The organism is Enterococcus hulanensis (assembly GCF_005405485.1).
GTDB lineage: Bacteria > Bacillota > Bacilli > Lactobacillales > Enterococcaceae > Enterococcus_A > Enterococcus_A hulanensis.
In genome coordinates, this window is the sequence record NZ_BJED01000016.1 from 1 (window position 1) to 26,762 (window position 26,762).

Here is a 26,762-nt window from a genome sequence, read left to right on the forward strand (position 1 = left end):
AGCAACGAAACCATCTGATCCGACGAAAGCGGGTTATGACTTTACTGGTTGGTATAAGGATAAAGCTTGTAAAGAAGCATTCGACTTCGATAAAGAAGTGATTACAGAAGCGACAACGATCTATGCCGGTTGGGAAGCAAAAGCGAAAGAGAAATTTGATGTAACGTTTGAAACAGATGGCGGTTCATCAGTTTCAAAACAAACTGTAGAAGATGGAAATAAAGCAAGTAAACCATCCGATCCAACGAAGGCCGGTTACGACTTTACTGGTTGGTACAAGGATGCAGGCTGTACGGAAGCATTCGATTTTGACACCGAAGCGATCACGGAAGCGACAACAATCTACGCTGGTTGGAAAGCTAAGGCGAAAGAGAAATTCGATGTGACATTCGAAACGGATGGCGGCTCATCAGTTGCGAAACAAACTGTAGAAGATGGAGCGAAAGCAAGTAAACCATCTAATCCGACAAAAGCGGGCTACGATTTCACTGGCTGGTATAAAGATAAAGATTGTAAGGAAGCATTCGACTTCGATAAAGAAGTGATTACGGAAGCGACGACAATCTACGCAGGCTGGAAAGCAAAAGCGAAAGAGAAATTCGATGTAACGTTCGAAACGGACGGCGGTTCAGCTGTTGCGAAACAAACAGTAGAAGATGGAAATAAAGCCACAAAACCATCTGATCCAACAAAAGCGGGTTACGATTTCACCGGCTGGTATAAGGATAAAGATTGTAAAGAAGTATTCGACTTTGATAAAGAAGTGATTACGAAAGCGACAACAATCTACGCAGGTTGGAAAGCTAAGGCGAAAGAGAAATTCGATGTGACATTCGAAACGGATGGCGGCTCATCAGTTGCGAAACAAACAGTAGAAGATGGAAGTAAAGCAAGTAAACCATCCGATCCAACGAAAGCAGGTTATGACTTTACCGGTTGGTATAAGGATGCAGGCTGCACGGAAGCATTCGATTTTGACACTGAAGTCATCACGGAAGCGACGACAATCTACGCAGGTTGGAAAGCGAAGGCGAAAGAGAAATTTGATGTAACGTTTGAAACCGATGGTGGTTCAGCTGTTGCGAAACAAACAGTAGAAGATGGAAGTAAAGCCAATAAACCATCCGATCCAACGAAAGCGGGCTACGACTTTACCGGTTGGTATAAGGATAAAGATTGTAAAGAAGTATTCAACTTTGACACTGAGGTCATTACGGAAGCGACGACAATCTATGCTGGTTGGAAAGCAAAAGCGAAAGAGAAATTTGATGTAACGTTTGAAACCGATGGTGGTTCAGCTGTTGCGAAACAAACAGTAGAAGATGGAAGTAAAGCAAGTAAACCTTCTGATCCAACAAAAGCGGGTTACGACTTTACCGGTTGGTATAAGGATAAAGCTTGTAAAGAAGCATTCGACTTTGACACTGAAGTCATCACGGAGGCGACGACAATCTATGCAGGCTGGAAGGCGAAGGAAAAATTCGATGTAACGTTCGAAACGGATGGCGGTTCATCAGTTTCGAAACAAACAGTAGAAGATGGAGCGAAAGCAAGTAAACCATCTAATCCGACAAAAGCGGGGTACGATTTCACCGGTTGGTACAAGGATGCAGGTTGCACGGAAGCATTCGATTTTGACACTGAAGTGATCACAGAAGCGACGACAATCTATGCTGGTTGGAAAGCAAAAGAGAAATTCGATGTAACGTTTGAAACCGATGGTGGTTCAGCTGTTGCGAAACAAACAGTAGAAGATGGAAGTAAAGCAATTAAACCATCCGATCCAACGAAAGCAGGTTACGACTTTACTGGTTGGTACAAGGATGCAGGCTGTACGGAAGTATTCGATTTTGACACCGAAGTGATCACAGAAGCGACAACAATCTACGCTGGTTGGAAAGCAAAAGCGAAAGAGAAATTTGATGTAACGTTTGAAACAGATGGTGGTTCATCAGTTTCAAAACAAACAGTAGAAGATGGAAGTAAAGCTACAAAACCATCTGATCCAACAAAAGCAGGGTACGATTTCACCGGTTGGTACAAGGATGCAGGCTGCACGGAAGCATTCGACTTTGACACCGAAGTGATCACAGAAGCGACAACGATCTATGCCGGTTGGGAAGTGAAAGCGAAAGCGAAGTTTGATGTTGTATTTGACAGTAATGGCGGTTCCGCTGTTACAAAACAAACGATAGAAGACGGTAGTAAAGCAACGAAGCCGTCCGATCCAACGAAAGCCGGTTATATTTTTGAAGGCTGGTATAAGGAACAAACTTTCTTAACTCCGTTTGATTTTACTAATGAAACGATTACTGAGAATGTGACACTTTATGCCAAATGGAAGCAGGAAGATATCACAATTCCTAGCCATCAAGTTACTTTTGAGTTGGATAATGGAGACGCACCGATTAAACAAGAAGTGCAAGATGGAGAGAAATTAACTCGCCCACAAGATCCAACAAAATCAGGGTATAAATTTGCAGGTTGGTATAAAGATTCTCAACACACTCAAGTCTTTGATTTTGACAAAGAAACAATTTCTTCTAGTTTGTCATTATATGCAAAATGGGAAAAACTTGAAGAGTATAAAGTAATCTTTGATACAGCTGGCGGTGATCCGCTTAATGATCAACTCGTATTGGAAGGCGATTGTGCCGTTGCACCAGCTGATCCGACAAGACCTGGCTATGTTTTTGTTGGTTGGTATAAAGATGCCAATGGTTTGGAGGAGTTCGACTTCACGAAAGAAATTTCTGAAGATACGATTATCTACGCGCTTTGGGAGCAAGAAACTTATCAAGTAGATTATCAAACGAATGGCGGCGATGAGATTGCTTCAGAAATCGTCAATAGCAGCGAAACCTTCACGAAGCCACAAGATCCAAGCCGAACAGGTTACACATTTGCAGGCTGGTACACGGACAAAGACTTAACAAAAGCGTATGATTTCAATACGCCGGCGACAGGTAACTTAGTCTTGTATGCAAAATGGGAAAAAACTGTGGAAACGAACTATACGGTAACGTATGAAGTGAACGGCGGAAGTAAAGTTGACTCAGAAACAGTTAAGAAAGACGCACTGTTCACGAAGCCAAAAGATCCAAGTCGAACAGGCTACACATTTGCAGGCTGGTACACGGACAAAGACTTAACAAAAGCGTATGATTTCAATACGCCAGCGACAGGTAACTTAGTCTTGTATGCAAAATGGGAGCAAGCTGTGGAAACAGAATATACGGTGACGTATGAAGTGAACGGCGGAAGTGAAGTTGCTTCGGAAACAGTTAAGAAAGATGCACTGTTCACGAAGCCAAAAGATCCAAGTCGAACAGGCTACACATTTGCAGGTTGGTACACCGATAAAGAATTGACTCAAGCCTATGATTTCGCTACACCAGCGACAAGTGATATCACTTTGTATGCGAAGTGGGAGAAAAATGGGGCAACAACGGGCAATAACTATAGCGGTGGAAGTAATGGATTCTTTGGAGGCAACCAATCCAACTTTGGCAGTGCTTCAAAACAGAAATCTCTTCCAGAAACTGGCTCAGTTCAATCTCCTTATTTGTTATTTACTGGGTTTGTGTTTGTAGGACTTGCGGCTTTAGCTGTACTGAAACGTAAAAAAATGAAATAAGATTCAAAAAGGATCGCTTCCCACGTTAATACGAGTGGGAAGCGCCTTTTTTTGTTGGTTAGAATTAAGTAGTGATTGATAGGTTGGAAAAAGCAGTTGTGTAGGATAGAAGCGCACTTTTTGAGGTATTTTAGCCAGCTACAAAAAATAAGTTTTTCAACAGTGTAAAAAAACATAAGCAATCCTTTCTGATGGTGAAGAAAATTTTTCGCTGGAATCGTTTTATCCTAGGCACTAACAGCATCTTGCTTAGCTAATGAGCGTGACGAAATTTTACATAGAGAAACAAAAAGTAAACTGTTATAATAGAGGACGTGAAGGATGGTGGAAAGCATGGAGACAATCCAACAATTGATCGTCTGCGGCGGATGCAATGCAAAAATCGGACCGGGGAATTTAGGAGAGCTGCTGGCGGATTTACCGAAAGCAACGAATGAAAATTTACTGGTGGGTTTTGATTCGACAGATGATGCTGCTGTTATTAAACTACGTGATGATTTAGCGATTATTCAAACTTTAGATTTTTTCCCGACGATGGTAACTGATCCTTATCTTTTTGGCAAAATCGCGGCTGCGAATGCTTTGAGCGATGTCTATGCGATGGGGGGCGAAGTGCTCTCGGCACTGAATATCGTCGCTTTTCCAGAAGAAAAAGACTTAAATATATTAAAAGAAATTTTACGCGGCGGTGCGGAGAAGGTTCAAGAGGCAGGGGCTATCTTAGCTGGCGGGCACTCGATCCATGACCAGTCGGTGAAATACGGCTTGTCCGTTACCGGCACGATTGATCCAACTAAGATTTATCAAAATAATACTTGTCAATTAGGGGATCATTTGATTTTGACGAAGCCGCTTGGTGTAAGCATCATTACGGTGGGCTATAGTGCGGAAGAAATCAGCGAAGAGGCATTTGTGAAAGCAACCACGAGCATGGAAACCCTAAATAAATATGCGATGGATATTATTCGCAAATACCAAATTAACAGCTGTACGGATGTGACTGGTTTTGGCTTGGCAGGGCATTTGCATGAAATGATGAATGACAAATTCAGCGCTGAAATTCATTCAAAAGACCTGCCTTATTTTGAAGAGGCATATCAGGGTGCGAAGGAATTTATCCTCACTGCGGGCGGTCAGCGAAATCGGAACTATATGGAAGAGAAGATGGATTTCCAAATCAATGATTTCGGGATCGAGGAATTACTATTTGATCCGCAAACGTCTGGCGGGCTGCTGGTCAGTGTGCCAGAGGATGAAGTAGCGGCTTTGCTGGAGGAATTACAGGCTGCGAATATTCCTGCAAAGGATTTTGGGGTAGTCGTTGAAAAACAAGAAAAAGAATTGATTGTTTACTAGAGAGGATGGATATGATGTTTAAAGTTGATGCTTTAGGAAAAGCTTGTCCGTTACCAGTAATTGAAACGAAAAAGGCGTTGCGTGAGCACGAGGTAGTACAAACGCTGGTTGATAATGAGATCGCGACACAAAATTTGAAAAAGATGGCGGAACAGCTGGGCTATATTTATCAAATGGATCAAGATGCTCCGAATCATTACACAGTAGTCATTTCAAAGGCCAATGCGGACCTCACTGAGGAATCGCCTCAAGCTGCTGAACCGCTGGTGACAGTCGATGATTATATCGTGGTGGTGGATACAAACGTGATGGGACGCGGTTCTGATGAATTAGGGAAAAACCTGTTAAAAGGCTTCATCTATTCATTGACCGAACAAGACGTACTGCCAGAAAAAGTGATTTTCTATAATGGCGGGGTGCAATCAGTCGTTGAAGGCTCGGATTCATTAGAAGATCTTCGCGGCTTAGCTGAAAATGGCGTGGAAATTTATGCCTGCGGCGCTTGCTTGAACTTTTACGAGTTGACTGCGGCTGTTGGTGAAGTGACGAATATGTACCGGATCGTAGAAATGATGCGCCAAGCACCGAAGATCGTTAAACCATAAAAGCCTGTAATTATTATTTTAGTTAGATACGGCTTGAACATAAGACTCATTTTTCTTTTGAAAAATGAATACATTAATATGAAAAAGGAGCAGTTTTTATGCAGACATACGGTGTTGCGTTATTTTATTCAACCCGGGAGGCCATGAAAGCTGAGGAAATCGCGAAGGAAGCCCAACTTGCCGTTCGAATCATTCCCACACCGGAAAAGATTCATGCTAGTTGCGGCTTTTCTTTGAAATATCCGCTGTCAGAAGAGGCTTCATTGACCTTGTTGCTTGAGGAATCAGGGATTGCTTCGGAGGGCTTTTATCATGCGACCCAAGAGGGCTTGAAAACAGACTATACGTTGATTCAGAAAGGATAAATAGATGGCAAATATTGTAATTGGAACGGCAGGGCATATTGACCACGGAAAAACAACGCTGATCAAAGCTTTGACCGGGATCGAAACGGATACAACAAGCGAAGAAAAGAAACGTGGGATGTCGATCAATTTAGGTTTTGCTTATTTGGATCTGCCAAACAAAAAACGGGTCGGTATCGTGGATGTGCCGGGGCACGAAAAATTCATCAAAAACATGGTCGCTGGGCTGCCGGGGATCAATTTAGTCCTGCTGGTGATCGATGCAGCAGAAGGGATCATGCCGCAAACGAAAGAGCATATCGATATTTTGACCTTGTTAGGTATTCGGGATTTCCTGATTGTCTTGACGAAGGTGGATACGGTCGATCCTGATTTGAAAGAGTTGGTGATTGAGGATATTCGCGAACAATTAGCAGATACTCCATTGGCGGATGCTGATTTGATCGAAACGGATGCGGTAACTGGAACGGGGATCAAGGAATTGCTGGAAAAAATCCAAGAGCATTCGGAAGAGGTGCAGGAGCGTTCAGGCAGCGGATCGGCCCGTCTGAATGTGGACCGTGTGTTTAGTGTCAAAGGTTTTGGTACGGTTGTGACGGGAACATTATTAGATGGTTCGATCAATGCAGGCGATGATCTGTATCTCTATCCGAGTCAGAAAAAGACGCGGGTGCGTAATATCCAAGTGCATGAAACGGATGTGAAAAATGCGCAGCCGGGACAGCGAACAGCGCTGAATTTGGCGAATATCGCGACCGATGAGATTCAGCGGGGCGATGTGTTATCTGTGTCAGAAAAGCTGGAAGATACGTGGATGCTGGATGTAAAGGTTACCTGCTTGCCTGAAGTCGAAGGCGGAATTGGTCTATGGGATCGGGTGCGGCTATTGATCGGTACCCGAGAAGTGATGGCGCGGACAGTTCCCTTGGGGGTGGACTGGATCGGACCGGGCGAGGATGGCTTCTTACAGCTTCGTTTAGAAGAACAAGTCGCGGTTAAAGAGCGTGATCGCTTTATTTTGCGCTCCTATTCACCGATGTATACGATCGCAGGCGGCGAGGTTCTGGATGCGGCGCCGCATAAACATCGCCGCTTCAAAATGGAGATTCTGGAAAGCTTAAAGGCGAAAGAAGAAGGCAGTTTAGACGAATTGATCGCAGATTTCATGGTCAATAAGAAGCAGCCGTTCACTAAGGAAAAGGAATTGCAGGAATACTTAGGGGGTGATCTGGAAGAATTGCGGCCGATTTTAACCGAAATGGTCGAAGAGGGCCGCGTACTGGAAACCAAAGTCGGCTATTTGGCTCAAGCAAGCTATCAAAAATTGGTAGATCGCTCTACTGAGATTTTGGCCGCTTATCATAAGCAATACCGTCTGCGTTTTGGGATGCCTTTAGAAGAATTCCGCTCACGGATGCGGAGCGTCTTAGCTGAAAAAGAAATTTCAGCTCTGATCGGATTAATGAAGGAAGAATTGGTCAAAGAGGCGAATGACAAAATAGCGTTAGCCGATTTTGAGGTTACCTTCAATAAATACCAGCAGGCCGCAAAAGAAAAAATCGAAAAGGCGTTAGCAAAAAATGGCTATACACCAGTCAAAAAAGAAGAATTGTATGATCTGGATAAAAACGCAGAAGAAGTGTTAGAAGCGTTGAATGGCGAGTCGGTGGTCTTCTTGACCCATGAATATGTGCTGCTAGGAAAAGTATTCGATCAAGCCGTCAAAGAAAGTCAAAAATATATTGCAGAGCATGAACAGATGACCTTGGGAGATTTCCGTGACTTTACGAACTCCAGCCGCAAATCGTCGATGTTGATTCTGGAATATATGGATAAGCAGGAAATCACGAAACGAGTGGAAAATTATCGGATCTTAGGAGAGAAGGGAAAATAAATGGGCATTTATTTGGATAATGCCGCCACGACGGCTCAAAAGCCTGCGGTTGTGGCAGAAGCTGTGACGCAAATTTTGACGGGCGAATATGGAAATCCTTCTCGCGGCGCCCATGGTTACTCGTTGGCGGGCTTTCGTGTGGCCGAAAAGGCGCGCAATCAGGTGAAGGAGTTGTTTAACGCTGATCAGCGCTACGAGGTTGCTTTTACCAATAATGCGACGGTCTCGTTGAATGAAGTTTTGAAGGGTTTGATCCATGCGGGGGATCATGTGCTTACGACTTCTTGGGAACACAATTCGGTGCTGCGGCCGTTGTATCAGTTAGAAGCGCAAGGTGCCAGCTTCGATGTTGTTTCCAGCGAGGCGGTGACGGGTCGTTTGAATTATCAAGAATTTGCTGAAAAAGTTCGACCTGAAACGAAGGCGGTGGTCTGCAATCACGCCAGCAATGTGACAGGAAATCTGTTAGACCTTGAATGGGTCAAGAATTTCTGCGCGGAACAAGAGCTTTATCTGATTATTGATGCTTCGCAAACGGCGGGCGTCATACCGATCGATCTCAGTGACGGAAAAATCGCGGCGTTGTGCTTTACGGGGCACAAATCGTTATACGGACCACAAGGGACTGGCGGCGTTTGTCTATTGAAGGATTTGCCAGTCGAGCCGGTGATCACTGGCGGCGATGGGATGCAGTCATTTTCAAAGGTGCAGCCGAAGAATCTGCCAACCTTGTTAGAAGCTGGCACCTTGAACATTCCCGGGATCGCAGGTTTAAGTGCCAGCATCCAGTGGCTGATGGAAAAAGAGCCTGCGGAAAAATTAGGCACTTACTTCTATCAAGAGCTGCAAAAAATCGCGGGCGTGACGATCTATGGAGATTTCACGAATCCTCGGGTCGATGTTTTTTCAATTAATATCAAAGACGCGGAATCGGCGATCGTCAGTGATGTGCTGTGGGAAGAATATCAGGTTGCGACGCGTCCGGGGTATCATTGTGCGCCTTTGATGCACGAGGCGTTAGGGACGGCGGATCGCGGAACGGTTCGTTTGTCATTTTCAAGTTTTACCACTAAGGCTGAGGTCGATACAGTCTTAGCCGCATTACAAAATCTGGCGTTACGCTAAGAAAGCAGGTGGCCTATGTCAAAAGAGATTCAAAATATTTTAGCAAGTTTGCCTTCCGTGGATGTCTTATTGAAACAGATCGACCCGATTTATCCTCACGGAAAGGCCAAAGAAGCGACTCAGCAGGTTGTTGCGAGTCTACGCGAAGCGGTGGTTGACGGCACCCGAAAAACCGTCATCGATCAAAAAGAGGTTGTGGCAATGATCCACAAGCAGCTGGAAGAAAAGCAATTTTCACTTCGGCGAGTGATCAATGGAACAGGTACCGTGATTCATACGAACTTGGGGCGCTCATCATTAAGCGCGAAAACACAGGAGCAGCTGTTAGCGACCAGTTTCCATTATTCTAACTTGGAGTTTGATCTGGAAAGCGGCAAGCGCGGTTCGCGTTACAGCCATTTAGTATCGATCGTGAAGAAGCTTACAGGTGCCGAAGATGTGCTGGTGGTGAATAATAATGCGGCGGCAGTGCTTTTGGTCTTGAGTACCTTGACGCAGGAAAAAGAAGTGCTGGTTTCACGCGGCGAATTAGTGGAGATTGGCGGTGCCTTCCGAATCCCCGATGTGATCACATCAAGCGGCGGCACGATCGTCGAAGTCGGAACGACCAACAAGACACATTTAGCCGATTATGAAAAAGCGTTGACGGAAGAGACTGGTGCAGTCTTAAAAGTTCATACTAGCAACTATCGGATCGTTGGCTTTACCGAAAGTCCAGCGCTGGAGGATTTAGCAGAATTGGCGCATCAGAATGATTTGCCCCTGATCAATGATTTAGGCAGCGGATTGTTATTAGATATGCGGCCCTTTGGTTTGCCTTATGAGCCGACCGTAAAAGAAGTGCTGGATCAAGGCTGCGATATCGTGACCTTCAGCGGCGACAAGCTATTAGGCGGACCGCAGGCAGGGATCATCGTCGGTAAAAAAGAATACATTGAAAAGATGAAGAAAAATCAATTATTGCGGGCATTGCGGATCGATAAGATGACCTTGAGCGCGCTGGAAGCGACATTATCGTTGTATCTTGATGAAAAGGAAGCCTTGAAATCCGTGCCGACGTTGCAAATGATTGGATTGAGTGAAGAGGATTGTCTAGGTAAAGCGGCCGAGCTTGCGGCGATGCTGCAGCGGATCACAGAATTAAGTGTGAAGATCGAAAAAGACAGCAGCAAAATTGGCGGCGGCTCTTATCCGGAGCATTTATTGCCAACGTATGCTGTTGTGTTAAGCAGCGAGCGTTTTACCGCCGATGATTTGCAGGAAAAACTGCGCTTAGCGGCGACACCAATTGTCACAAGGGTAAAAAATGACTGCAACTTCTTAGATTTGCGAACGATCGCAGTAGAGGAATTTTCGCTGATTCAAGAAAGCCTGCAGGAGATTTTTAAATAGATTGAAGGAGGGGAGACTATTCAACCACAGAAACAATTAGTGGCCGTGTCTCATTGTGTTTTGAACCAAAATGCGGTGATCCATGGCTGGGAACGGGCACGCGGCGCTTTTCCATTTGCGATCGAGTTATTGAGTCGCGGGATTGCTTTGATCCAATTGCCGTGTCCCGAGTTTATCGTTTTAGGAGGCGATCGTCCGCCGATGACTTACGAAGAATATCGTGAGCTGCCGAATTATCGGCAAACATGTCAGGAACTGTTAGAGCCGATGATCCAGCAGATTCAAACGTATCAGGCAGAAGGCTATCAGTATCTCGGAATTATCGGGATCAATGAAAGCCCGAACTGTTCGATTACCGGGCAACGGGGAGTCTTGATGGAGGAGTTTTTCGCGAGGTGTCAGCAGGCTCAGATCGGGACTAACTTTTTGGAGGTTCCTACTTGGTACAGCGAGGACGATCAAGGGGCATTTAAGGAACAGTTGCAAGAGTTTTTAGAAAGAGGGGCAGCAAATGAACAGTAAAGCAAAAGTGATCGCGATGTGTGCGATCGCAGTCGGATTGAATGTTGTCTTGGGCGAAGCGGTGTCAATGATGAAGATTCCGTTGTTGTTTTTAGACACGATGGGGACGATTTACATTGCAGCGAATTTCGGCATGGGCTACGGTATTTTGACCGGAGTGACGACGAATTTATTGATGGGGTTATTCAGCGGTCCGTTATCGATTCCCTTTGCGCTGGTGAATGTAGCGGTAGCGATCGTGGTTGCGCTGTTGGCGAAAAAGGGCTTTGGGTATAAACAGGCGTTGATCGCAGGTGTATTATTAGCCTTTATTTGTCCGGCAATTGGAGCACCGATTCGTTTAGCGTTGTTTGGCGGGTTTACCGGATCAGGTACAGACATCGTGATCATGGCGCTGAGAGCTTCGGGCAAGGAAATGATCAGTGCAACTTATTGGGGTGCTGTAACGGGGAATGTGGTGGATAAAATCGCCTCTTGTCTGTTAGTTGCGTGGTTTATCAAATTACCGCAAATGCAGCGTTTTGCAATAAAGTGAGCGTGAGCAGATTCTGCGGCTAAGGTACTTAGTCTGGAAATTTTAAAGTGAGCTGGCTATCAACGGAAAAAAGTTGAGGCTGGCTTATTTTTTTGGGCTTAAATGAATCTGAACGTAATCGATCAACCGCTAATCAACAGGCGCTGGTCGTTTTTTTGCGGGAATTTTTCGAAATGACAAAACTGTTAGGTGTTTTTAGGTTGTTTCAATGGTTGATTTTCTGAGGGTTTTGTATAGTTGCTTCAGAAATAAAAAAGGAGCAATCAGTGATGAAAAAATTTTTGATTGGTTTAGTGAGTTTGATCGTCATCGCCTTTGTAGGCTTACAGATAGCAGATAAAGTTGTGAAGGGCGGCGAGGACTATTACGTCCAGATTACCACAGATGGAGAGCGCATCGACGAGAAGGACAGCAGCGGGAATTCTTATGTTGATTATAAGTATTCACTGCCCGGCTATGACAAGAACGGCGAGAAAAAAGTGTTGAACTTTAACGCATCGAAGGATCGTCCATTACGCCGCGAGGCTTTTCTAAAAGTAACGTGGAACGAGAAAAAGGGCGTGACTTCTTATGAAGAGGTCACACAAAAACAACTACCGAAAAAGGCCGCGGAAAAACTAGGGTTCTAGTTTTTCGGCCGCTTATACAGAACAAGGAGTGAAAGTATGGAAAAAATCGTAGCAGTCAATGACGTGAAGAAAACCTACGGAAAGGGCAATCAGAAAAAGACCGAGGCCCTAAAAGGAATTTCATTTGAAGTAGAAAAGGGCGAATTTATCGGAATCATGGGCGCCTCTGGCTCGGGGAAATCGACGCTATTAAACCTATTAGCAACCTTAGATAAACCAACAGGCGGCATGATTAAAATCAATCAGGCCGATGTGACCAAATTATCCGGCAATCAATTAGCCGATTTTCGCAGTCGCGAGATCGGATTTATCTTTCAAGATTTCAACTTGCTGGAAAATTTAACGGCGGCGGAAAATATCGCGGTTCCGTTATCCCTGCAAGGTGTGAAAGGTAAAGCAATTCATCGGCGAGTAGCCGAAGTAGCGAAGCGTTTGTCGATCGATGGTATCTTAAACAGTTACCCCGCGCAAATCTCTGGCGGACAAAAGCAGCGGGTGGCAGCCGCGCGGGCGCTGATCACTCAGCCGACGATTCTATTAGGAGACGAACCAACCGGTGCGCTGGATTCACAGAGCGCGCGGGATTTATTAGACACGATGGAGGAGCTGAATCAAAAGGATCAGGTTTCGATTTTATTAGTGACCCATGATCCATTTTCCGCCAGCTATTGCCGCCGGATTTTATTCATTAAAGACGGTGTGATCTATCAAGAGGTCAAACGTGAAAATCAAACGCGGGAAGCTTTTTATCGTCAGATTTTGAGCATTCTCGGGAATCTGGAACAGTAGGGGGAATTTCAATGCTTTTAAAATTATCGCTTACTGGGATTAAAGGCCGTTTGAGAGATTATATCGTGCTCTTTTCCGGCTTGGTCATGGCTTCTGGGATCTTTTACATGTTTGAAGGCTTGGCGACTAATAAGACCTTTTTGGAAAGCAATACGATGATCTCTTCGGTGGTTATGATTTTTCATTTAGGAACCGTTCTGCTGTCCATTATTACCTTTGTCTATATTTTGTATGCCAATTCCTTTTTAATGACGATGCGGCAAAAGGATTACGCGATGTTCATGATGCTGGGAGCCAAAGGTCGGAAGATCGCGCAATTGATCTTTATCGAAACCTTCGTGGTTGGTGTCGGGGCAACGATCGTTGGGACGGTGCTGGGCATTGGCTTGAGCAGTGTGGTCCAGCAATTGTTGGTCAAACAGCTCGCTATCAAGGTCACGCATTTTGCGGCACTTAATTCGTCAGCTATCTTGTTCACCTTGGCTTTTTTCACCATCATTTTCTTGTTAGCGGCCTTCGTGAATGCCATGACAATCGTGAAAAAACCAATCTTGAGTCTGTTAAAAGCCAGCGAAACACCATTGCCGGCCAATCGTAAACGAATGACACTGCTGCTGGAAGTAGTGGCAGGGGTGATCTTTTTAGGGATCGGCTATTTGATGATGAAGCTAGTGGGCACATTGCAGCTGATTGCCTTGGCGGTGGCACTGGTTACGATTATCTTAGGGACATACTTTGTTTTTCATTCCATTTTGATTTTTGTTTTGGACCTGTTGAAGCGCCGAGATAAGATCGCCTTGAAAAAATTAAACAATTTTACCTTGTCGCAACTAAGTTTCCGGATTCAAGATTATACGAAAATTTTGTCGATGGTGGCGATGCTCTTCGCGCTAGCGCTAGGGGCAATCACTGTAGGTCTGGGCTTCCATAATGAAGTCTCTAAAATGACCGAAGCGACCTCCGCCTATGATCTAGTGTTGAATAATGGACAAAACGTCTCTTCTTCAGAGCTGGAAAAAATCACGCCGACTTCTGATATTGCTTATCAGCAAAAAGAAGATGCGGCTACGGTTTACTATGATCGCGGGCAATTTGATCAAACCCCGTTTTCGGCAATCGAATTTGACAAGCAGAATCAGGCGAAAAAGGTTCAGTATTCAGGTGAGAAGCTGGCAGGTGATGTTGTTGCGGCCGACAAGTTACGAAACTTGGAATTGCCGGAACAACGAACGAAGAAGCACCAATTCTTAACAAGTGAGGAATTTGCGGCTTTGCCGATCCAAGCGACTGAATTGCGCTTGATCACGGTGGCTGATTTTGCGAAAGCTCGTCCAGCCTTAAAAAACTTAGCGGAAGAAAACTTGAAAAAAAATCCTTCATTAAATGATGGAGTGGGGAATTTTACGCAAAAAGCTTTGATCTATGATATGTATAATGCGTTGTTCTCAGGCTTTGAATTTATGGGCTTTTTCTTAGGGATCGCCTTTTTAACGATGCTGGCAAGCTGTCTGATGTTCAAAATATTATCAGGCGCCAAAAGCGATATTCAACGCTACAGCATGCTGGAAAAAATCGGCACGCGCCGCAAGCTGTTGACCCAATCGATTAGAAAAGAGATCGGGATACTATTCTTGGTTCCGGGATTATTAGGGGTCATTCATGTCTTGTTTGGACTCCAAATGTTCAAGACGCTTTTGAGTGAGCCGTACAGCAATATCTGGCTGCCGTTTTTGATTTTCTTTGTTCTATATTTTGTCTATTATTTACTGACCGTATGGATATATACCGGGATCGTGATGAGACGTGCAGACTAAAAAAATCCGGCGATGCCGGATTTTTTGTTATTTTATGGATAATTATTAAGATTGTGAATTTTTTATGTCTTAGGAAATTTTCATTTGGTCGGAAAAAGCTGAATAAATCGCGGATCAATCCTTCAAATTTTAAGGAAAAGCCGTTTTCTCTTTAAAAAAGATAAAATTGCCTGGAGACTGGTAAATAAAAATGCATATTTTTTAAATCTGCTCTATAGTAGGAACGGACAATTTAATAGAGAAAGAAGTGTTCCGGATGAACCGGTTAAAAAAAGCTTTTACGAATCGCTGGGTCATTTTATTGACGGCCAGTGTGCTGTTTTGGGCAAAGACGATCTTAGCCTATTATGTAGATTTTTCATTAGGGGTGGAAGGTTCGATTCAAACCTTCATTTTGTGGATCAATCCGATCGCCACGACCTTGCTGCTTTTTGGCGTGTTTCTTTATGTAAAAAAGTTTAAGCCGGCGCTGGTCGTGTTGTTTTTAATGGATTTGCTGAATAGCGTGATCCTTTATCTGAACGTGATCTTTTATCGCGAGTTCACGGACTTTGTAACAATCAAATCGATTTTAGGCTTTTCCAAGGTTTCGCAAGGAATCTCAGGCAGCTCCTTTGCCTTGATGAAAGTTCACGATATTTTTTATTGGGCGGACTTGATCGTCTTTTTAGGCATCTTGATCTATCTTTTTGCTAAGCGCAAAGAGATCAATAGTAAACCAGTCAAAAAGACCTTTGCCGTGGCAGTCAGTTGTTTAGCCGCATTGACTTTTTCCGTCAATTTATCACTGAGTGAAGCCAATCGTCCTCAATTATTGCAGCGGACGTTTGACCGTTCATACATTGTAAAATATTTAGGTTTAGATGCCTTTACTGTTTACGACGGCATCAAGACCGAACAGACCAACAGCGTGCGGGCGCATGCGTCAAGTAATGGCTTAACGGATATCTTGAAATATACCAAGGGTCATTATGCGGCGCCTGATCCAAGTAAATATGGGATTGCCAAGGGCAAGAAAATCATCGTGATTCACTTGGAAAGCTTCCAGCAATTTTTGATCAATATGAAGGTGGATGGCCAAGAGGTTACACCATTTTTGAACAGCTTGGAAAACGATAATAAACAAACGCTGGCCTTCGATAATTTCTTCCATGAAGTTGGCCAAGGCAAGACCAGCGACGCGGAAAACATGCTGGAAACCGGCACATTCGGCTTGCCGCAAGGGTCCTTGTTTACCCAACTTGGAAATGACAATACCTTCCAAGGCGCACCGGCGATCTTGAATCAAGAGGCTGGCTACACCAGCGCTGTTTTCCACGGAAATGTCGGTAGCTTCTGGAATCGCGACCACGTGTATAAAAATCTCGGCTATCAAAATTTCTTCGATCGTTCCTACTTTAATCAAGCGGATGAAAATCTTGGTTATGGGATCTTGGACAAAGATATGCTGAAGGAAACGGTGGGGCACTTAGAGCATTTGCAGCAGCCGTTTTACACCAAATTCTTGACCGTAACGAACCATACTCCGTATTTGACCGACGATAAAAATTTTAATTTCCCAGCGTTAAACACGGGAAATAGTACCGTTGATGATTATGTACGAACCGCTCATTATTTGGATGAATCGTTGCGTCAATTCTTTGACTACTTAAAAGCTTCCGGTATTTACCAAAACTCGATCTTTATGATCTACGGCGACCACTTTGGAATTTCTGATAGTAATAATAAAGATTTAGCCAAAGCTTTAGGCAAAGACCCAGCGACATGGGATAAATTTGATGACGCGCAAATGCAGCGGGTACCGTTGATGTTCCATATCCCAGGCTACACAAATGGCGGTATCCAGCATCAATACGGCGGCGAGATCGATGTTCTGCCGACCTTATTGCATTTGATGGGCATTGATACGAAGAAATATATTCAATTTGGAACGGACTTATTTTCACCACAGCACGATCAAACCGTCGCTTTTCGTAATGGCGACTTTGTCACACCGAATTACACGGAATTAAGCGGCGAAACCTATGACAATAAAACCGGTGAGAAAGTCGATCCAACAACCTTGAATATCGCACCAGAGATTGATAAAGAACAGAAGCAGGTCAAACAGGCCTTGAGCTTATCTGACAAATTGAATCAAGAAAATCTCTTGCGCTTCTATACGCCAGAAGGCTTCACCCCAGTCGATCCGAAAAAATACGATTATCATGATCTAGATAAGAAGAATGCCGAGATCGAAAAACAAAAAGGCAGCCAATCAACCAGCCTTTACTCGAAGAACGGCAATAAATCAACCACCGCACTATATCCGCCAATTCAATAGATTGAGGAAGAAGCATCCGTTGCTGGGATGCTTCTTTTTTCTGTCTAAAGAGCCTGTCGGCAGGTTCGATTCCCACACATTCCCGCCCATTTTTCCGCTCAGTGATTCAATAAATAGGAGATTACTTGATAAAACAGGTGAGAAAAAAGCAGCACCGATAAATCGTAGAAGGCATCTTTTAAAAAAGTAGGAGCATTCTCCCGTAAAGTTTTCAGCATAATAATCATCCTTTCAAAATTAGAAGTTGGTGATTGAAGTATTGAAATCACGATAAAGAACGAAGCTTATCGCGCGCTTAAAAGGTACTAAGAAAGACTAAAACTTGTGCCGATTATCTGTTTGATTCGCAGCTGGATTGGGCTTAAAATAGAGATATATCGTGAAAAGGTAGGATAGCTATGGTGACTATTGAAAATCTACTCCCGCTGATTTTCCATCCGATCGTGTTGTTATTGGATGTGCTATCGATTTCTATTATTTTGGTGGGAGCGATCATTTCTTTTATAAAATTGATACAGCACGGCAAGGGCGAAGAACATTCTTCTGTGCTGCACAAAAACAAGTACATCAAAGCGTATCTAGGCAGCTATATTTTGCTGAGCTTGGAATTTTTGATCGTGGCCGATATCATCGAATCCATCATCAATCCGACGTTTCAGGACATTATCAAGCTAGCGTTGATCGTACTTATCCGGACGATGATCTCTTATTTCTTAAACAAGGAAATCAGCGAGTTCTCAGAGGACGGGTAGGGTCAGAACAGTGTCTGGGTTTACCCAATAATTTAGTAATTTTAAAAAAGAAAGAAGTATTCAAAAGAAGGCTGCTTCTTTCTTTTTTCTTTGCGATTTGTTATTGATTCCCGCACAAAGGAATGGTATGATTGTTTTGTTTCGGGAGTGGATGGGTTCTGGTGTTCCCTCTGGTCTTCAAAACCAGTATGAGGAGTTAGGAGCTTCTTGGGTGGGTTCGATTCCCACACATTCCCGCCAATTGAACTAATATGTCTGACAAACACTGATTTGCCGCCAATCTCAGCAGTGTTTGCCGGACTTTTTTATGTAGAGGGTTTAGTATAATAGTGGTTATATTAAAAAGGGAGGAGAGTAATTTATGGTAATCGACAACAAAGAATTAGAAACTTTAGAAAGGGTTATGCAGTTTGAAAGCAAAGATAACGAAAAAGGATTGAAAATGTACCTAAAAACATTGTCACTTGAGGAGGTCAAAAAAATCCAACTTGTTATGTATATCGGACGAGGATATATTGATGGCTCAATTAGCGATGATAATATAAAGGATCCTGTATCTTTTATTAATGAATATGAGAATAGTTTTCTTTTTAGTGATGATAAAGGTATAGAGGTAGGGACTATCACAGATAAATTCAGTAGCCTTAACCGATATATAAAACAAGGTATTGAAATACTAAAATAATTAAAAGGCACTCACTTTTTGTGGGTGTCTTTTAATTATTTTTACTAGGAGGTAAGAAATCATGAAGAGAAAACGAAGTGTTGAGACTAATCCACCACCAACAGTTACGGCTAACCCACCAATATCAAAGAAGCAAAAGGGTAGGCAGCAACTAGACAAAGCTTTCGGATCTCTTCAAGCATTACGAGATTCGAAAGATATGGATCTGATCACTGAAGCGATCTTCGAGATCATAACAGCGTATGGATTGAAGACGGATGAGGTTGCGGCATTATGCTATTGCATCACTGAACAAACAATCAAAGCAGAACACAATGCAGCTTTGTTCGAACGAGAGCTTGATTTAGATGTTGAGGGATTATCAATCGAGGGGATCCTGTGCGTTCAGCAAGCATTAGTAACCAAATGAGATCGACAAACTATACAAGAGAAAGCGGTGGAAGAAGCTAAGACCTGTTGTGATCTCAAGAGACTTTGGTCTGTGTCAGGAATGTCTACGAAGGAATATGATTCGAAGGGAACCATCGTCCATCACAAGGTAGAAGCACGAGAGGATCTGTCGTTGTTCTGGGATGTAGATAACCTTGAGTTGGCCTGCGTAACCTGTCACAACAAGGAGCATCCAGAGCGTAGCGGTAGAGAGAAGAAGAAACGAACACGCATCAACGCAGTGAAGTTCTTTGCGAACAACGAGTAGCCGTGTTTATCGTGTCGTGTTGAGGATATCCCTCCTCCCTCCGAAATTGCGAAGGCGATCTGCGGAAGAACGGTGCCGTCCTCTTCTCACAGAATTACCGCTTTTCGAGTTTATGAACTCTTTTTCTTAATTTTTCCTAGCTCGTCTTCGAGTGGAATAATGAAAAGTCGTTTTTCAAGGAGAAGTTTGTGTAGTAAGTTTTTTCTATGATAAGAATTATCTAAGCTTCTGGAATAATATGTCAACAAATGAAGTACTTTTTTTACCATATCCTCCCTTGAGGATGAATTAAGATTTGCATAATAGAAATAAAGCTTGATTGAAGAATCATACAAGCTATAGTGATCAAAAATAGCTTGAAAATACGAGTAATCTAAAAGACTCAAAGAGTGACCAAAAAAGACAACTTTTGAAATAGCAGATTCCAATTGAAAGGCGTGTACTTCCGAAGAAAAAGAGCCGATCAATTGTCTATATGTCTTTGAAAAACGATAAAAATCATCTAGTTGCTCTTTGTCAACAGAATCAAAACCAAAAACCACATCCTGTTTTTCTAAAGATCCATGAACATTAATCGTCATTTTCTTAACTTGATCCCAAAATCGCTTGTTGTCTTCTACCCTTGATCCATTTAGTTCTTTTTGTCTAGGATAGCTATTATAGGATAAGGTCGAGTTACCAATTGGGTCTGTATAATTAAACGAAAGAATCTTATCTGAAAAAATGCCTCCACTAAAGTTTGTCTCTTTACTTTCAGTTAAAAGTTGAAGCAATAATTCTCGACATTCGGGATGGTAGCTTGATTTATTCTTGACTAACTTTTCCAGATACTCAGAAAAGGATTTTTCTAGTATAAGCAGCTCGTGTTTTAAGAAATCCACAGGATCCTTAAAATCACTATATCTATTTTCTGGAAATAAACCTAAGAATATAGATAAAAGCATCTTGCCTGACGAAGATAAATAAGATCTATCAGTATCAAACATTTTTTTATACGTGAATTCTGAGTTTTCTGTTTCACTGAAGAAATCTTTTATTCTGTTCTCAATATCATTCCATTCATCAGGCAGTTTATCTATTGAATAATAAAAGAGCAAATCCCAAAAACTTAGCTTATCAGAGAAGTCTTCTGGTGTTTTTATAGAGGTTGAAGGAGAAAATTTATTTTTAACACTCTCTCTATCGTATGGAAAAGATAAGTGATTGAAGAATTCTGGATTTTCAAATTCGCCACTGATTCTGAATTCGTAGTTCTCTTTTATTTCCTTTAGGAAGTTCCTTGTTTCATCGGGTAAATGATGAGTAAAAAAGTTTTCATACGTGCTATCTAGCCCGATGTATCTATCAAAACCATTGCCAATTATCAATAAAGTACTCATTTTATAGACTCCTTTTTCGATTTTTTAACTAAATTATACAAGTATTATCTAGTAGAGAACAGTTCATTTTGAAAGAAGATGATAAGATGCCGCAACCTGCAAAAAGCGCAAAGCTGCGATTATTGCAGAAAAATCCTAACAAGAAAAATACAAAAATTTTGAAGCAGCAAGCAGAGGCCGAGGAACGGATCCGAATGAAAAGTGACGAGATTAACGCGCCTTCTAAATAGGAACGTCGGCTTTTTTATTTTAAAGAAAAAGGGAGGGCTTTTAGTCATGCAAACATACAATTTCGAATCAAAGATATATGCCTCCGAGGTTGGCAAGGGCGGCGCATATATTATTTTTCCTTACGATGTTCGCGAGGAATTTGGCAAGGGGCGTGTCAAAGTGCAGGTGACGTTTGATGGTGTGGAGTATAAGGGCAGCATCGTGAACATGGGAGTGAAAAATGCGGATGGCAGTGTCTGTTACATTCTTGGTATTCGCAAGGATATTCGTAAGGAGATCAAAAAAGATATCGGTGACACTGTCAGCGTTAGTGTTTGTCCAATTGATTAAAAAAGTTTGGCGGTCCATTCATTTTTTGAATGGGCTGTTTTATTGTGGATACAGACCAATAGGATAGCACTCGCAAGCTTTTTTTATTGTATAATGGTTAAAAGGAGGCGGTTACATTGAAGAGAAGATCGTTTGTACTGATGTTGGTATTTGGCTGCTTGGCTATCTTTGGTTTTTCCACTGAAGTATCCGCGGATGTTCCTGTCTATCGCTTGTATAATCCAAATTCTGGTGAGCACTTTTACACAATTCACATGCACGAAAAGGTCAATTGTATCAGGGCGGGCTGGCGTGATGAGGGAATTGGTTGGCGAGCACCAGAAACTGGGGATCGTGTTTTTCGCGCCTATAATCCTAACGCTGGGGACCATCATTATACTCGTAACAACCTCGAAGTTGCTTGGCTAAAAAGTTTAGGCTGGTGGGATGAAGGGGAGGTCTTCTTTTCTCCAGAAGTGACTTGGCCGAAAGTTAATTTATATCGGCTATACAATCCTAATGCAAAAGCGGGAGCGCATCATTACACGCCTCATCTCAGTGAACGAAATCATCTCATTCGTGTTGGTTGGCGCGATGAGGGGATCGGCTTTTATGCCAGCAGTATCAAATAGCTAATTTGAAGAAAAATGAAATAAATTTGTCGTGGTCTTTGCTTAGGTGAAGACCTTTTTTTATTGCATAAATTAACTGATCTAGAGAAGTTTATGATCAAATCAACTTAAAATTAGCGGATTAGAAAGGCTTTTCCTACAATAAAAGTAAAATTCACTATTAATTTTCGAAAAGGTATTTACTTCTGCGAGAATTAAAGGTATATTGTACTAAAATAATAAAAGTAATTTTGACTGAAAAGGAGTTTTACAAATGGCAGTAGATTTTGATTCAAAAGAATACTTGGAAAAAGTTGATGCGTGGTGGCGCGCAGCCAACTATATCTCCGTTGCACAAATGTATTTGAGAGATAATCCGTTACTAAGAAAGCCGCTTGAAAAAGAAGATGTGAAGACCCATCCAATCGGTCACTGGGGTACGATCGCTGGTCAAAACTTCCTCTATGCGCATTTAAATCGCGCAATCAATAAATATGATTTGAACATGTTTTACATCGAAGGACCAGGCCATGGCGGTCAAGTAATGGTTTCTAACTCTTATATTGATGGTAGCTATACAGAGATTTATCCTGAGATCACAGAAGATGAAGACGGCTTGAAAAAATTATGCAAGATGTTCTCATTTCCAGGCGGGATCGCTTCTCATGCGGCACCAGAAACACCTGGCTCGATCCATGAAGGCGGCGAGCTTGGCTATGCCTTGTCTCATGCGACTGGTGCGATTTTAGACAATCCAGATGTGATCGCAGCGACTGTCGTAGGTGATGGTGAAGCAGAAACAGGTCCGCTTGCTGGCGGCTGGTTCTCAAATGTGTTCATCAATCCGGTAAATGACGGCGCCGTATTGCCGATCGTTTATCTAAATGGCGGAAAAATTTCCAACCCAACGATCCTTTCTCGCAAAAGCGATGAAGATTTGCAAAAATATTTTGAAGGTTTAGGCTGGAAACCTTACTTTGTCGAAGGCACCGATCCTGAAAAAGTTCATCCAGTTATGGCTGAAACTTTAGATAAAGTCATTACTGAAATCAAAACGATCCAAGCAGAAGCCCGCAAAGGCAAAGCAGAAGACGCTGCAATGCCGCACTGGCCAGTGATCTTGTTCCGCACACCAAAAGGCTGGACAGGTCCGCAAACATGGGACGGCGAACAATTGGCAGGCACATTCCGTGCGCACCAAGTGCCAATTCCAGTAGGATCAGAAGATATGGAGCACGCAGATAAATTAGTGGACTGGTTGAAATCATACCGCCCAGAAGAATTATTCGATGAAAATGGCAAAATCGTTGCTGAGCTGAAAGAAATTTCACCAAAAGGCGATCGCCGGATGTCAACGAACCCAATTACCAACGGCGGAATTGATCCAAAACCAATGAACATGCCGAACTGGAAACAATATGCGATCGATACGACAACTCCGGGTGCTGTAATGGCGCAAGACATGATCGTATTTGGTCAGCAAGCTCGTGATATGGTAACGGAAAACCCAACGAACTTCCGGATTTTCGGACCAGATGAAACGAAATCCAATCGCTTGAACAAAGTGTTTGAGGTGACGAATCGTCAATGGATGGAACCAAAAAACAGTAATGACGAATGGCAATCTTCAGCCGGTCGTGTGATCGACGGACAATTATCGGAACACCAAGCGGAAGGCTTTTTAGAAGGCTATGTATTAACTGGTCGTCACGGCTTCTTTGCCAGCTATGAATCATTCTTGCGAGTAGTTGACTCTATGTTGACGCAGCATTTCAAATGGATGCGTAAAGCCAGTGCTCATGCATGGCATAAAGAATACCCAGCGTTGAATCTGATTGCGACATCAACCGTGTTCCAACAAGACCATAATGGCTATACTCACCAAGATCCAGGCGTTTTGACTCATTTGGCGGAAAAGAAACCTGAATTTATCCGTGAATATTTACCGGCAGACGCAAACAGTTTGATGGCGGTAATGGATAAAGCGATGCAAGACAAGCAAGTCATCAACTTGATCGTTTCAAGCAAACACCCGCGTCCGCAATTCTATTCCGCTGATGAAGCCGAAGAATTGGTCGACAAAGGCTTGAAGATCATTGACTGGGCAAGTACGGATAATGATGGGGAAGAACCAGACTTAGTAATCGCAGCAGCAGGCACAGAGCCGAACTTGGAAGCTTTAGCGGCTGTATCAATCTTGAATAAGCAATTCCCTGATTTGAAGATTCGCTTTGTCAACGTTGTAGATATCTTGAAGCTGCGTCATCCTAATATTGATCCTCGTGGATTGACGGACGAAGAGTTCGATGCGATCTTTACCGCTGACAAACCAATCGTCTTTGCATTCCATGGCTATGAAGGCATGGTGCGCGATATCTTCTTCGATCGTCACAACCATAATCTTCACATTCACGGCTACCGTGAAAATGGCGACATTACGACACCATTTGATATGCGTGTCTTCAGCGAATTGGATCGCTTCCACTTAGCACAAGACGCTGCGAAAGCCGTCTATGCAGAAGATGCCAAAGGATTCTTGGCTGAAATGGACGAAACATTAGCAAAACACCATGACTTTATTCGGACAGAAGGCCGGGATATCCCAGAAGTCGAAAATTGGAAATGGGAAGAATTAAAACGTAAAGAATATCATTTTAGTTAAGCTAGGATGTTTAAAACCTGCAATTCATACCGAGTCCTTGGTATAGTTGCAGGTTTTTTGTTGTCAGGATGGAGTTGCTGTTTATTTTTCACTAGTGAAAATTTAGTATTGACATTTAAATTCATCTCACGTAATATTGCTTTTGAATTAAAATATAATTAAGCTACGATAAGAAGAGTAGCGATGTACGATTTCCAGAGAGTCTCTGTTTGGTGAAAAGAGATAGTCAAGCATTGTGAAAATGGTCTTTGAGCGTTAGTTATCGAGGGAGAAATCTTTAGATACTACGGGTTCACCCGTTATAGTGATAGGCTATCGAAATTTTTCCGTAGCCGATAAAGCGACTTGTTTAAAAGCAAGTAATGAAGGTGGTACCGCGATAAGGTATTTTTATCGTCCTTGATTTGTATTCTGAATACAGATCAAGGACGATTTTTTTTGTTTTTAATTATAAAGGAGGAAAAGAAATGAGTTATGAGAAGAGAGTCAATGGAGCAACAATTGCTGTTTTAGGAGGCGGTGCAGCGGCAAAGGCGATCGCAGCCGATTGTGTTTTAGGCGGAAATAAAGTCAACATTTGTGATTTGCCGGATTTTGCAGAAACGACGCTGGAAAATGTCGAACGTACTGGGATACTGCTTACAGGAAATCAAAACAACAAGTATGGATTTAAGCGTTCCGGCCAAGCGGTGCTGAATAAGATCACGACGGATGTAAAGGAATGTGTCGCTGGCTGTAAGCTGGTTATCGTTGCGGTTCCGTCGATCGCTCACGATGCTTTTTTTGAAGAGCTGGTTCCTGCTTTAGAAGATAATATGATCGTCCATATTATTCCAGATAATTTTGGTTCGTTAAAGCTGCGGAAAAAAATGCGGGAAAGCAATTGTACTAAATCGGTGATCATTGGCGGCTGGTCCAGTGCCCCATATGGAGCAAGAGTGGTTAAGGAAGGCGGAGTTTTAACTCCGGAAGTCAGCTTGATGTATCGAGCAATTACATTGCGGGGGGCGGCTTTACCATCGACAGATCAAGAAGTCTTTTTACAAAGTACACAAGAGCTGGGCTGTTTTGATGCTATCACAAATGGCGACGGACCAACGGGCGGGAATACGGTTTTAGATATCGGCTTCAGCAATGTGAACCCTGTTTTGCATTGTCCGGGAACGATTTTAGGAGTGGGAGTCATGGAAAATTGGGGCCGAGTTTTCGGCGGGAATGACAAAAGCACTTATTCGATTTATTCTCACGCCTATTGCGAATCAATTTCAGAAGTTCAGTATGCTTTTTATTTGGAAGAAGTGGCTTTGGCAGAGGCGATCGGTGTCGATCTTCAACGTTTTCCTAAGAAAAATTTCCTATCCAGGACTAGTATTTTGGGGCCGGAATACATGGGAGATGAGTGTATCGTGCCTTTTGACGAACAGTTTGAGATGGCTATCGGAACAGGTCCATTTAGTATTCATGATCGCTATATCACCGAGGATATACCTGTCGGCTGCCACATCTATCATGAGTTAGGGAAAAAATACGGAGTTGAAACAAAAGTGATCGACAGTATGATCACGCTGGCTTCTGTTATGACAGGACGTGATTTCTTAAAAGAAGGCTTGACCTTGGAAGATTTAGGAATTGGAAGTTTAGATCAAAATGCGCTGCTGGATTATTTAAATACGGGAGTGATCGAGTAATGAAAAGAGGCAATCTTCAAACAGAAGCGGATTTAGCTGCGACTTTTCAGGTTTCGCCAACAGCTTTTGCGGGGTACGCGATCGGTATTATCGCTGTTGATCTAATCTACCCCAAGGTCCCCGGAAATGTAGCAAATGCGACGACCTTTGATTTTCCAGTCCTTTACGAAGTGGTTGATTTTGAGATCGAGCAGCTTTTTGAAGGAAGCGAACAAATCAAGGAGCAGATTATTAGTGCTGCCAAAAAGCTTGAAAAACAAGGGGTACGGGCAATCGTTGGTGCATGTGGTTACTTTGGACACTTTCAAGAGGCTGTGGCGGAAGCGGTAGCGATTCCTGTTTTTCTGTCCAGCATCATTCAGGTACCGATTATAAAAATAGGCCTTAAAAAAGAGCAGAAGATCTTAACCTTAGTGGCTAGTGGGAAAGACATCAACGAAGCTTTTTTCTGTTCATCGGGCGCGGATTTATCGGATTGTACGATTTGCGAGATTGGTGCTTTGGAAAGTTTTTCCTCGATCCGCTGGGGAAAAACGACATTGGATAATCAGAAATTATCGGCTGATTTAGTTGAAATAGTGCAAAAACAGCTGGCTGAGTCACCAGAAATCGGCGCGATTTTACTAGAGTGCAGTGATTTACCGCCGTATTCGTATGCCATTCAACAGGCAGCCGGACTGCCGGTCTTCGATTTTAACAGCTTGATCCATTGGGTATATTATTCGGTCGTTCAAACAAGATATTACGGTCATTTCTAAACCG

Annotated in this window: 24 protein-coding genes, 1 tRNA gene and 1 other annotated feature; of the genes, 24 read left to right on the forward strand and 1 reads right to left on the reverse strand. The window is 43.0% G+C overall.

From position 1 onward, the window contains the following. From FFR60_RS16345 to FFR60_RS16430, 18 genes are all read left to right on the forward strand, one after another. Window positions 1–3,637, forward strand: a 3,637-nt coding sequence (locus tag FFR60_RS16345; protein WP_137664965.1) for an InlB B-repeat-containing protein, incomplete at its 5' end; no start/stop codon positions are given. 333 nt (window positions 3,638–3,970) lie between these two features. Continuing rightward, window positions 3,971–4,993 (forward strand): selenide, water dikinase SelD, encoded by a 1,023-nt coding sequence (gene selD / locus FFR60_RS16350; RefSeq protein ID WP_137664966.1) that lies wholly within the window; start codon window positions 3,971–3,973, stop codon window positions 4,991–4,993. Between the two features lie 14 nt (window positions 4,994–5,007). After that, on the forward strand, window positions 5,008–5,598 hold the full coding sequence (gene yedF, locus FFR60_RS16355) for a sulfurtransferase-like selenium metabolism protein YedF (RefSeq protein ID WP_137665048.1): 591 nt from the start codon (window positions 5,008–5,010) through the stop codon (window positions 5,596–5,598). Window positions 5,599–5,696: 98 nt separating this feature from the next. Further along, complete coding sequence (locus tag FFR60_RS16360; RefSeq protein ID WP_088935589.1) at window positions 5,697–5,963, forward strand: putative Se/S carrier protein; 267 nt, start codon at window positions 5,697–5,699, stop codon at window positions 5,961–5,963. A gap of 4 nt (window positions 5,964–5,967) precedes the next feature. Continuing rightward, window positions 5,968–7,857, forward strand: coding sequence for a selenocysteine-specific translation elongation factor (selB, locus tag FFR60_RS16365; protein ID WP_137664967.1), 1,890 nt, complete (start codon window positions 5,968–5,970; stop codon window positions 7,855–7,857). Beyond that, window positions 7,858–8,982 (forward strand): aminotransferase class V-fold PLP-dependent enzyme, encoded by a 1,125-nt coding sequence (locus FFR60_RS16370; RefSeq protein ID WP_137664968.1) that lies wholly within the window; start codon window positions 7,858–7,860, stop codon window positions 8,980–8,982. A 15-nt stretch (window positions 8,983–8,997) separates the two neighbouring features. Continuing rightward, window positions 8,998–10,374, forward strand: coding sequence for an L-seryl-tRNA(Sec) selenium transferase (selA, locus tag FFR60_RS16375; RefSeq protein WP_137664969.1), 1,377 nt, complete (start codon window positions 8,998–9,000; stop codon window positions 10,372–10,374). Window positions 10,375–10,413: 39 nt separating this feature from the next. Beyond that, on the forward strand, window positions 10,414–10,896 hold the full coding sequence (locus FFR60_RS16380) for a CD3072 family TudS-related putative desulfidase (RefSeq protein ID WP_371853600.1): 483 nt from the start codon (window positions 10,414–10,416) through the stop codon (window positions 10,894–10,896). Continuing rightward, complete coding sequence (locus tag FFR60_RS16385; RefSeq protein ID WP_137664971.1) at window positions 10,886–11,431, forward strand: CD3073 family putative ECF transporter S component; 546 nt, start codon at window positions 10,886–10,888, stop codon at window positions 11,429–11,431. The genes FFR60_RS16380 and FFR60_RS16385 overlap by 11 nt, the downstream gene beginning before the upstream one ends. Window positions 11,432–11,700: 269 nt before the next feature. Next, the gene (locus tag FFR60_RS16390; protein ID WP_137664972.1) at window positions 11,701–12,060 is read left to right on the forward strand and encodes a YxeA family protein; all 360 of its coding nucleotides are present in this window, start codon (window positions 11,701–11,703) and stop codon (window positions 12,058–12,060) included. 36 nt (window positions 12,061–12,096) lie between these two features. Next, window positions 12,097–12,849, forward strand: a complete 753-nt coding sequence (locus FFR60_RS16395) for an ABC transporter ATP-binding protein (RefSeq protein ID WP_137664973.1) — start codon at window positions 12,097–12,099, stop codon at window positions 12,847–12,849. Between the two features lie 11 nt (window positions 12,850–12,860). Continuing rightward, window positions 12,861–14,663, forward strand: a complete 1,803-nt coding sequence (locus FFR60_RS16400; protein ID WP_137664974.1) for an FtsX-like permease family protein — start codon at window positions 12,861–12,863, stop codon at window positions 14,661–14,663. Window positions 14,664–14,919: 256 nt separating this feature from the next. Next, window positions 14,920–16,986, forward strand: coding sequence for an LTA synthase family protein (locus FFR60_RS16405; RefSeq protein WP_137664975.1), 2,067 nt, complete (start codon window positions 14,920–14,922; stop codon window positions 16,984–16,986). A 398-nt stretch (window positions 16,987–17,384) separates the two neighbouring features. Further along, a complete protein-coding gene (locus FFR60_RS16410; RefSeq protein WP_137664976.1) occupies window positions 17,385–17,738 on the forward strand; it encodes a DUF1622 domain-containing protein in 354 nt (117 codons plus the stop codon). 143 nt (window positions 17,739–17,881) lie between these two features. Next, window positions 17,882–17,978, forward strand: a tRNA-Sec gene (locus tag FFR60_RS16415). A 121-nt stretch (window positions 17,979–18,099) separates the two neighbouring features. Further along, on the forward strand, window positions 18,100–18,423 hold the full coding sequence (locus tag FFR60_RS16420; protein ID WP_137664977.1) for a hypothetical protein: 324 nt from the start codon (window positions 18,100–18,102) through the stop codon (window positions 18,421–18,423). Window positions 18,424–18,484: 61 nt separating this feature from the next. Continuing rightward, entirely contained in the window at window positions 18,485–18,832 is a 348-nt protein-coding gene (locus FFR60_RS22995; RefSeq protein WP_242551299.1) for a hypothetical protein, read from the forward strand. A gap of 81 nt (window positions 18,833–18,913) precedes the next feature. Continuing rightward, entirely contained in the window at window positions 18,914–19,120 is a 207-nt protein-coding gene (locus FFR60_RS16430; protein WP_242551300.1) for an HNH endonuclease, read from the forward strand. Between the two features lie 110 nt (window positions 19,121–19,230). Here FFR60_RS16430 and FFR60_RS16435 read toward each other — a convergent pair whose 3' ends face one another. Continuing rightward, window positions 19,231–20,499, reverse strand: a complete 1,269-nt coding sequence (locus FFR60_RS16435) for an AbiH family protein (RefSeq protein ID WP_137664978.1) — start codon at window positions 20,497–20,499, stop codon at window positions 19,231–19,233. A gap of 86 nt (window positions 20,500–20,585) precedes the next feature. On the opposite strand from FFR60_RS16435, the gene FFR60_RS16440 reads away from it, so the two are divergent. The 6 genes from FFR60_RS16440 (at window position 20,586) to FFR60_RS16465 (ending at window position 26,758) form a co-directional block, all read left to right on the forward strand. Then, window positions 20,586–20,729: a hypothetical protein gene (locus FFR60_RS16440; protein ID WP_249355026.1), complete on the forward strand. Its 144-nt coding sequence runs from the start codon at window positions 20,586–20,588 to the stop codon at window positions 20,727–20,729. A 46-nt stretch (window positions 20,730–20,775) separates the two neighbouring features. Then, window positions 20,776–21,060, forward strand: coding sequence for a DUF1905 domain-containing protein (locus tag FFR60_RS16445; RefSeq protein WP_137664979.1), 285 nt, complete (start codon window positions 20,776–20,778; stop codon window positions 21,058–21,060). Between the two features lie 116 nt (window positions 21,061–21,176). Beyond that, a complete protein-coding gene (locus FFR60_RS16450; protein ID WP_088935508.1) occupies window positions 21,177–21,671 on the forward strand; it encodes a hypothetical protein in 495 nt (164 codons plus the stop codon). 253 nt (window positions 21,672–21,924) lie between these two features. Further along, a complete protein-coding gene (locus FFR60_RS16455; protein WP_137664980.1) occupies window positions 21,925–24,312 on the forward strand; it encodes a phosphoketolase family protein in 2,388 nt (795 codons plus the stop codon). A gap of 156 nt (window positions 24,313–24,468) precedes the next feature. Further along, window positions 24,469–24,716, forward strand: a binding site (T-box leader). Between the two features lie 63 nt (window positions 24,717–24,779). After that, window positions 24,780–26,000 carry an NAD/NADP octopine/nopaline dehydrogenase family protein gene (locus tag FFR60_RS16460; protein ID WP_137664981.1) on the forward strand — a complete coding sequence of 407 codons (1,221 nt, stop codon included), beginning with the start codon at window positions 24,780–24,782 and terminating at the stop codon, window positions 25,998–26,000. Continuing rightward, window positions 26,000–26,758: an aspartate/glutamate racemase family protein gene (locus FFR60_RS16465; RefSeq protein ID WP_137664982.1), complete on the forward strand. Its 759-nt coding sequence runs from the start codon at window positions 26,000–26,002 to the stop codon at window positions 26,756–26,758. The genes FFR60_RS16460 and FFR60_RS16465 overlap by 1 nt, the downstream gene beginning before the upstream one ends. The last annotated feature ends 4 nt before the right edge of the window (window positions 26,759–26,762 follow it).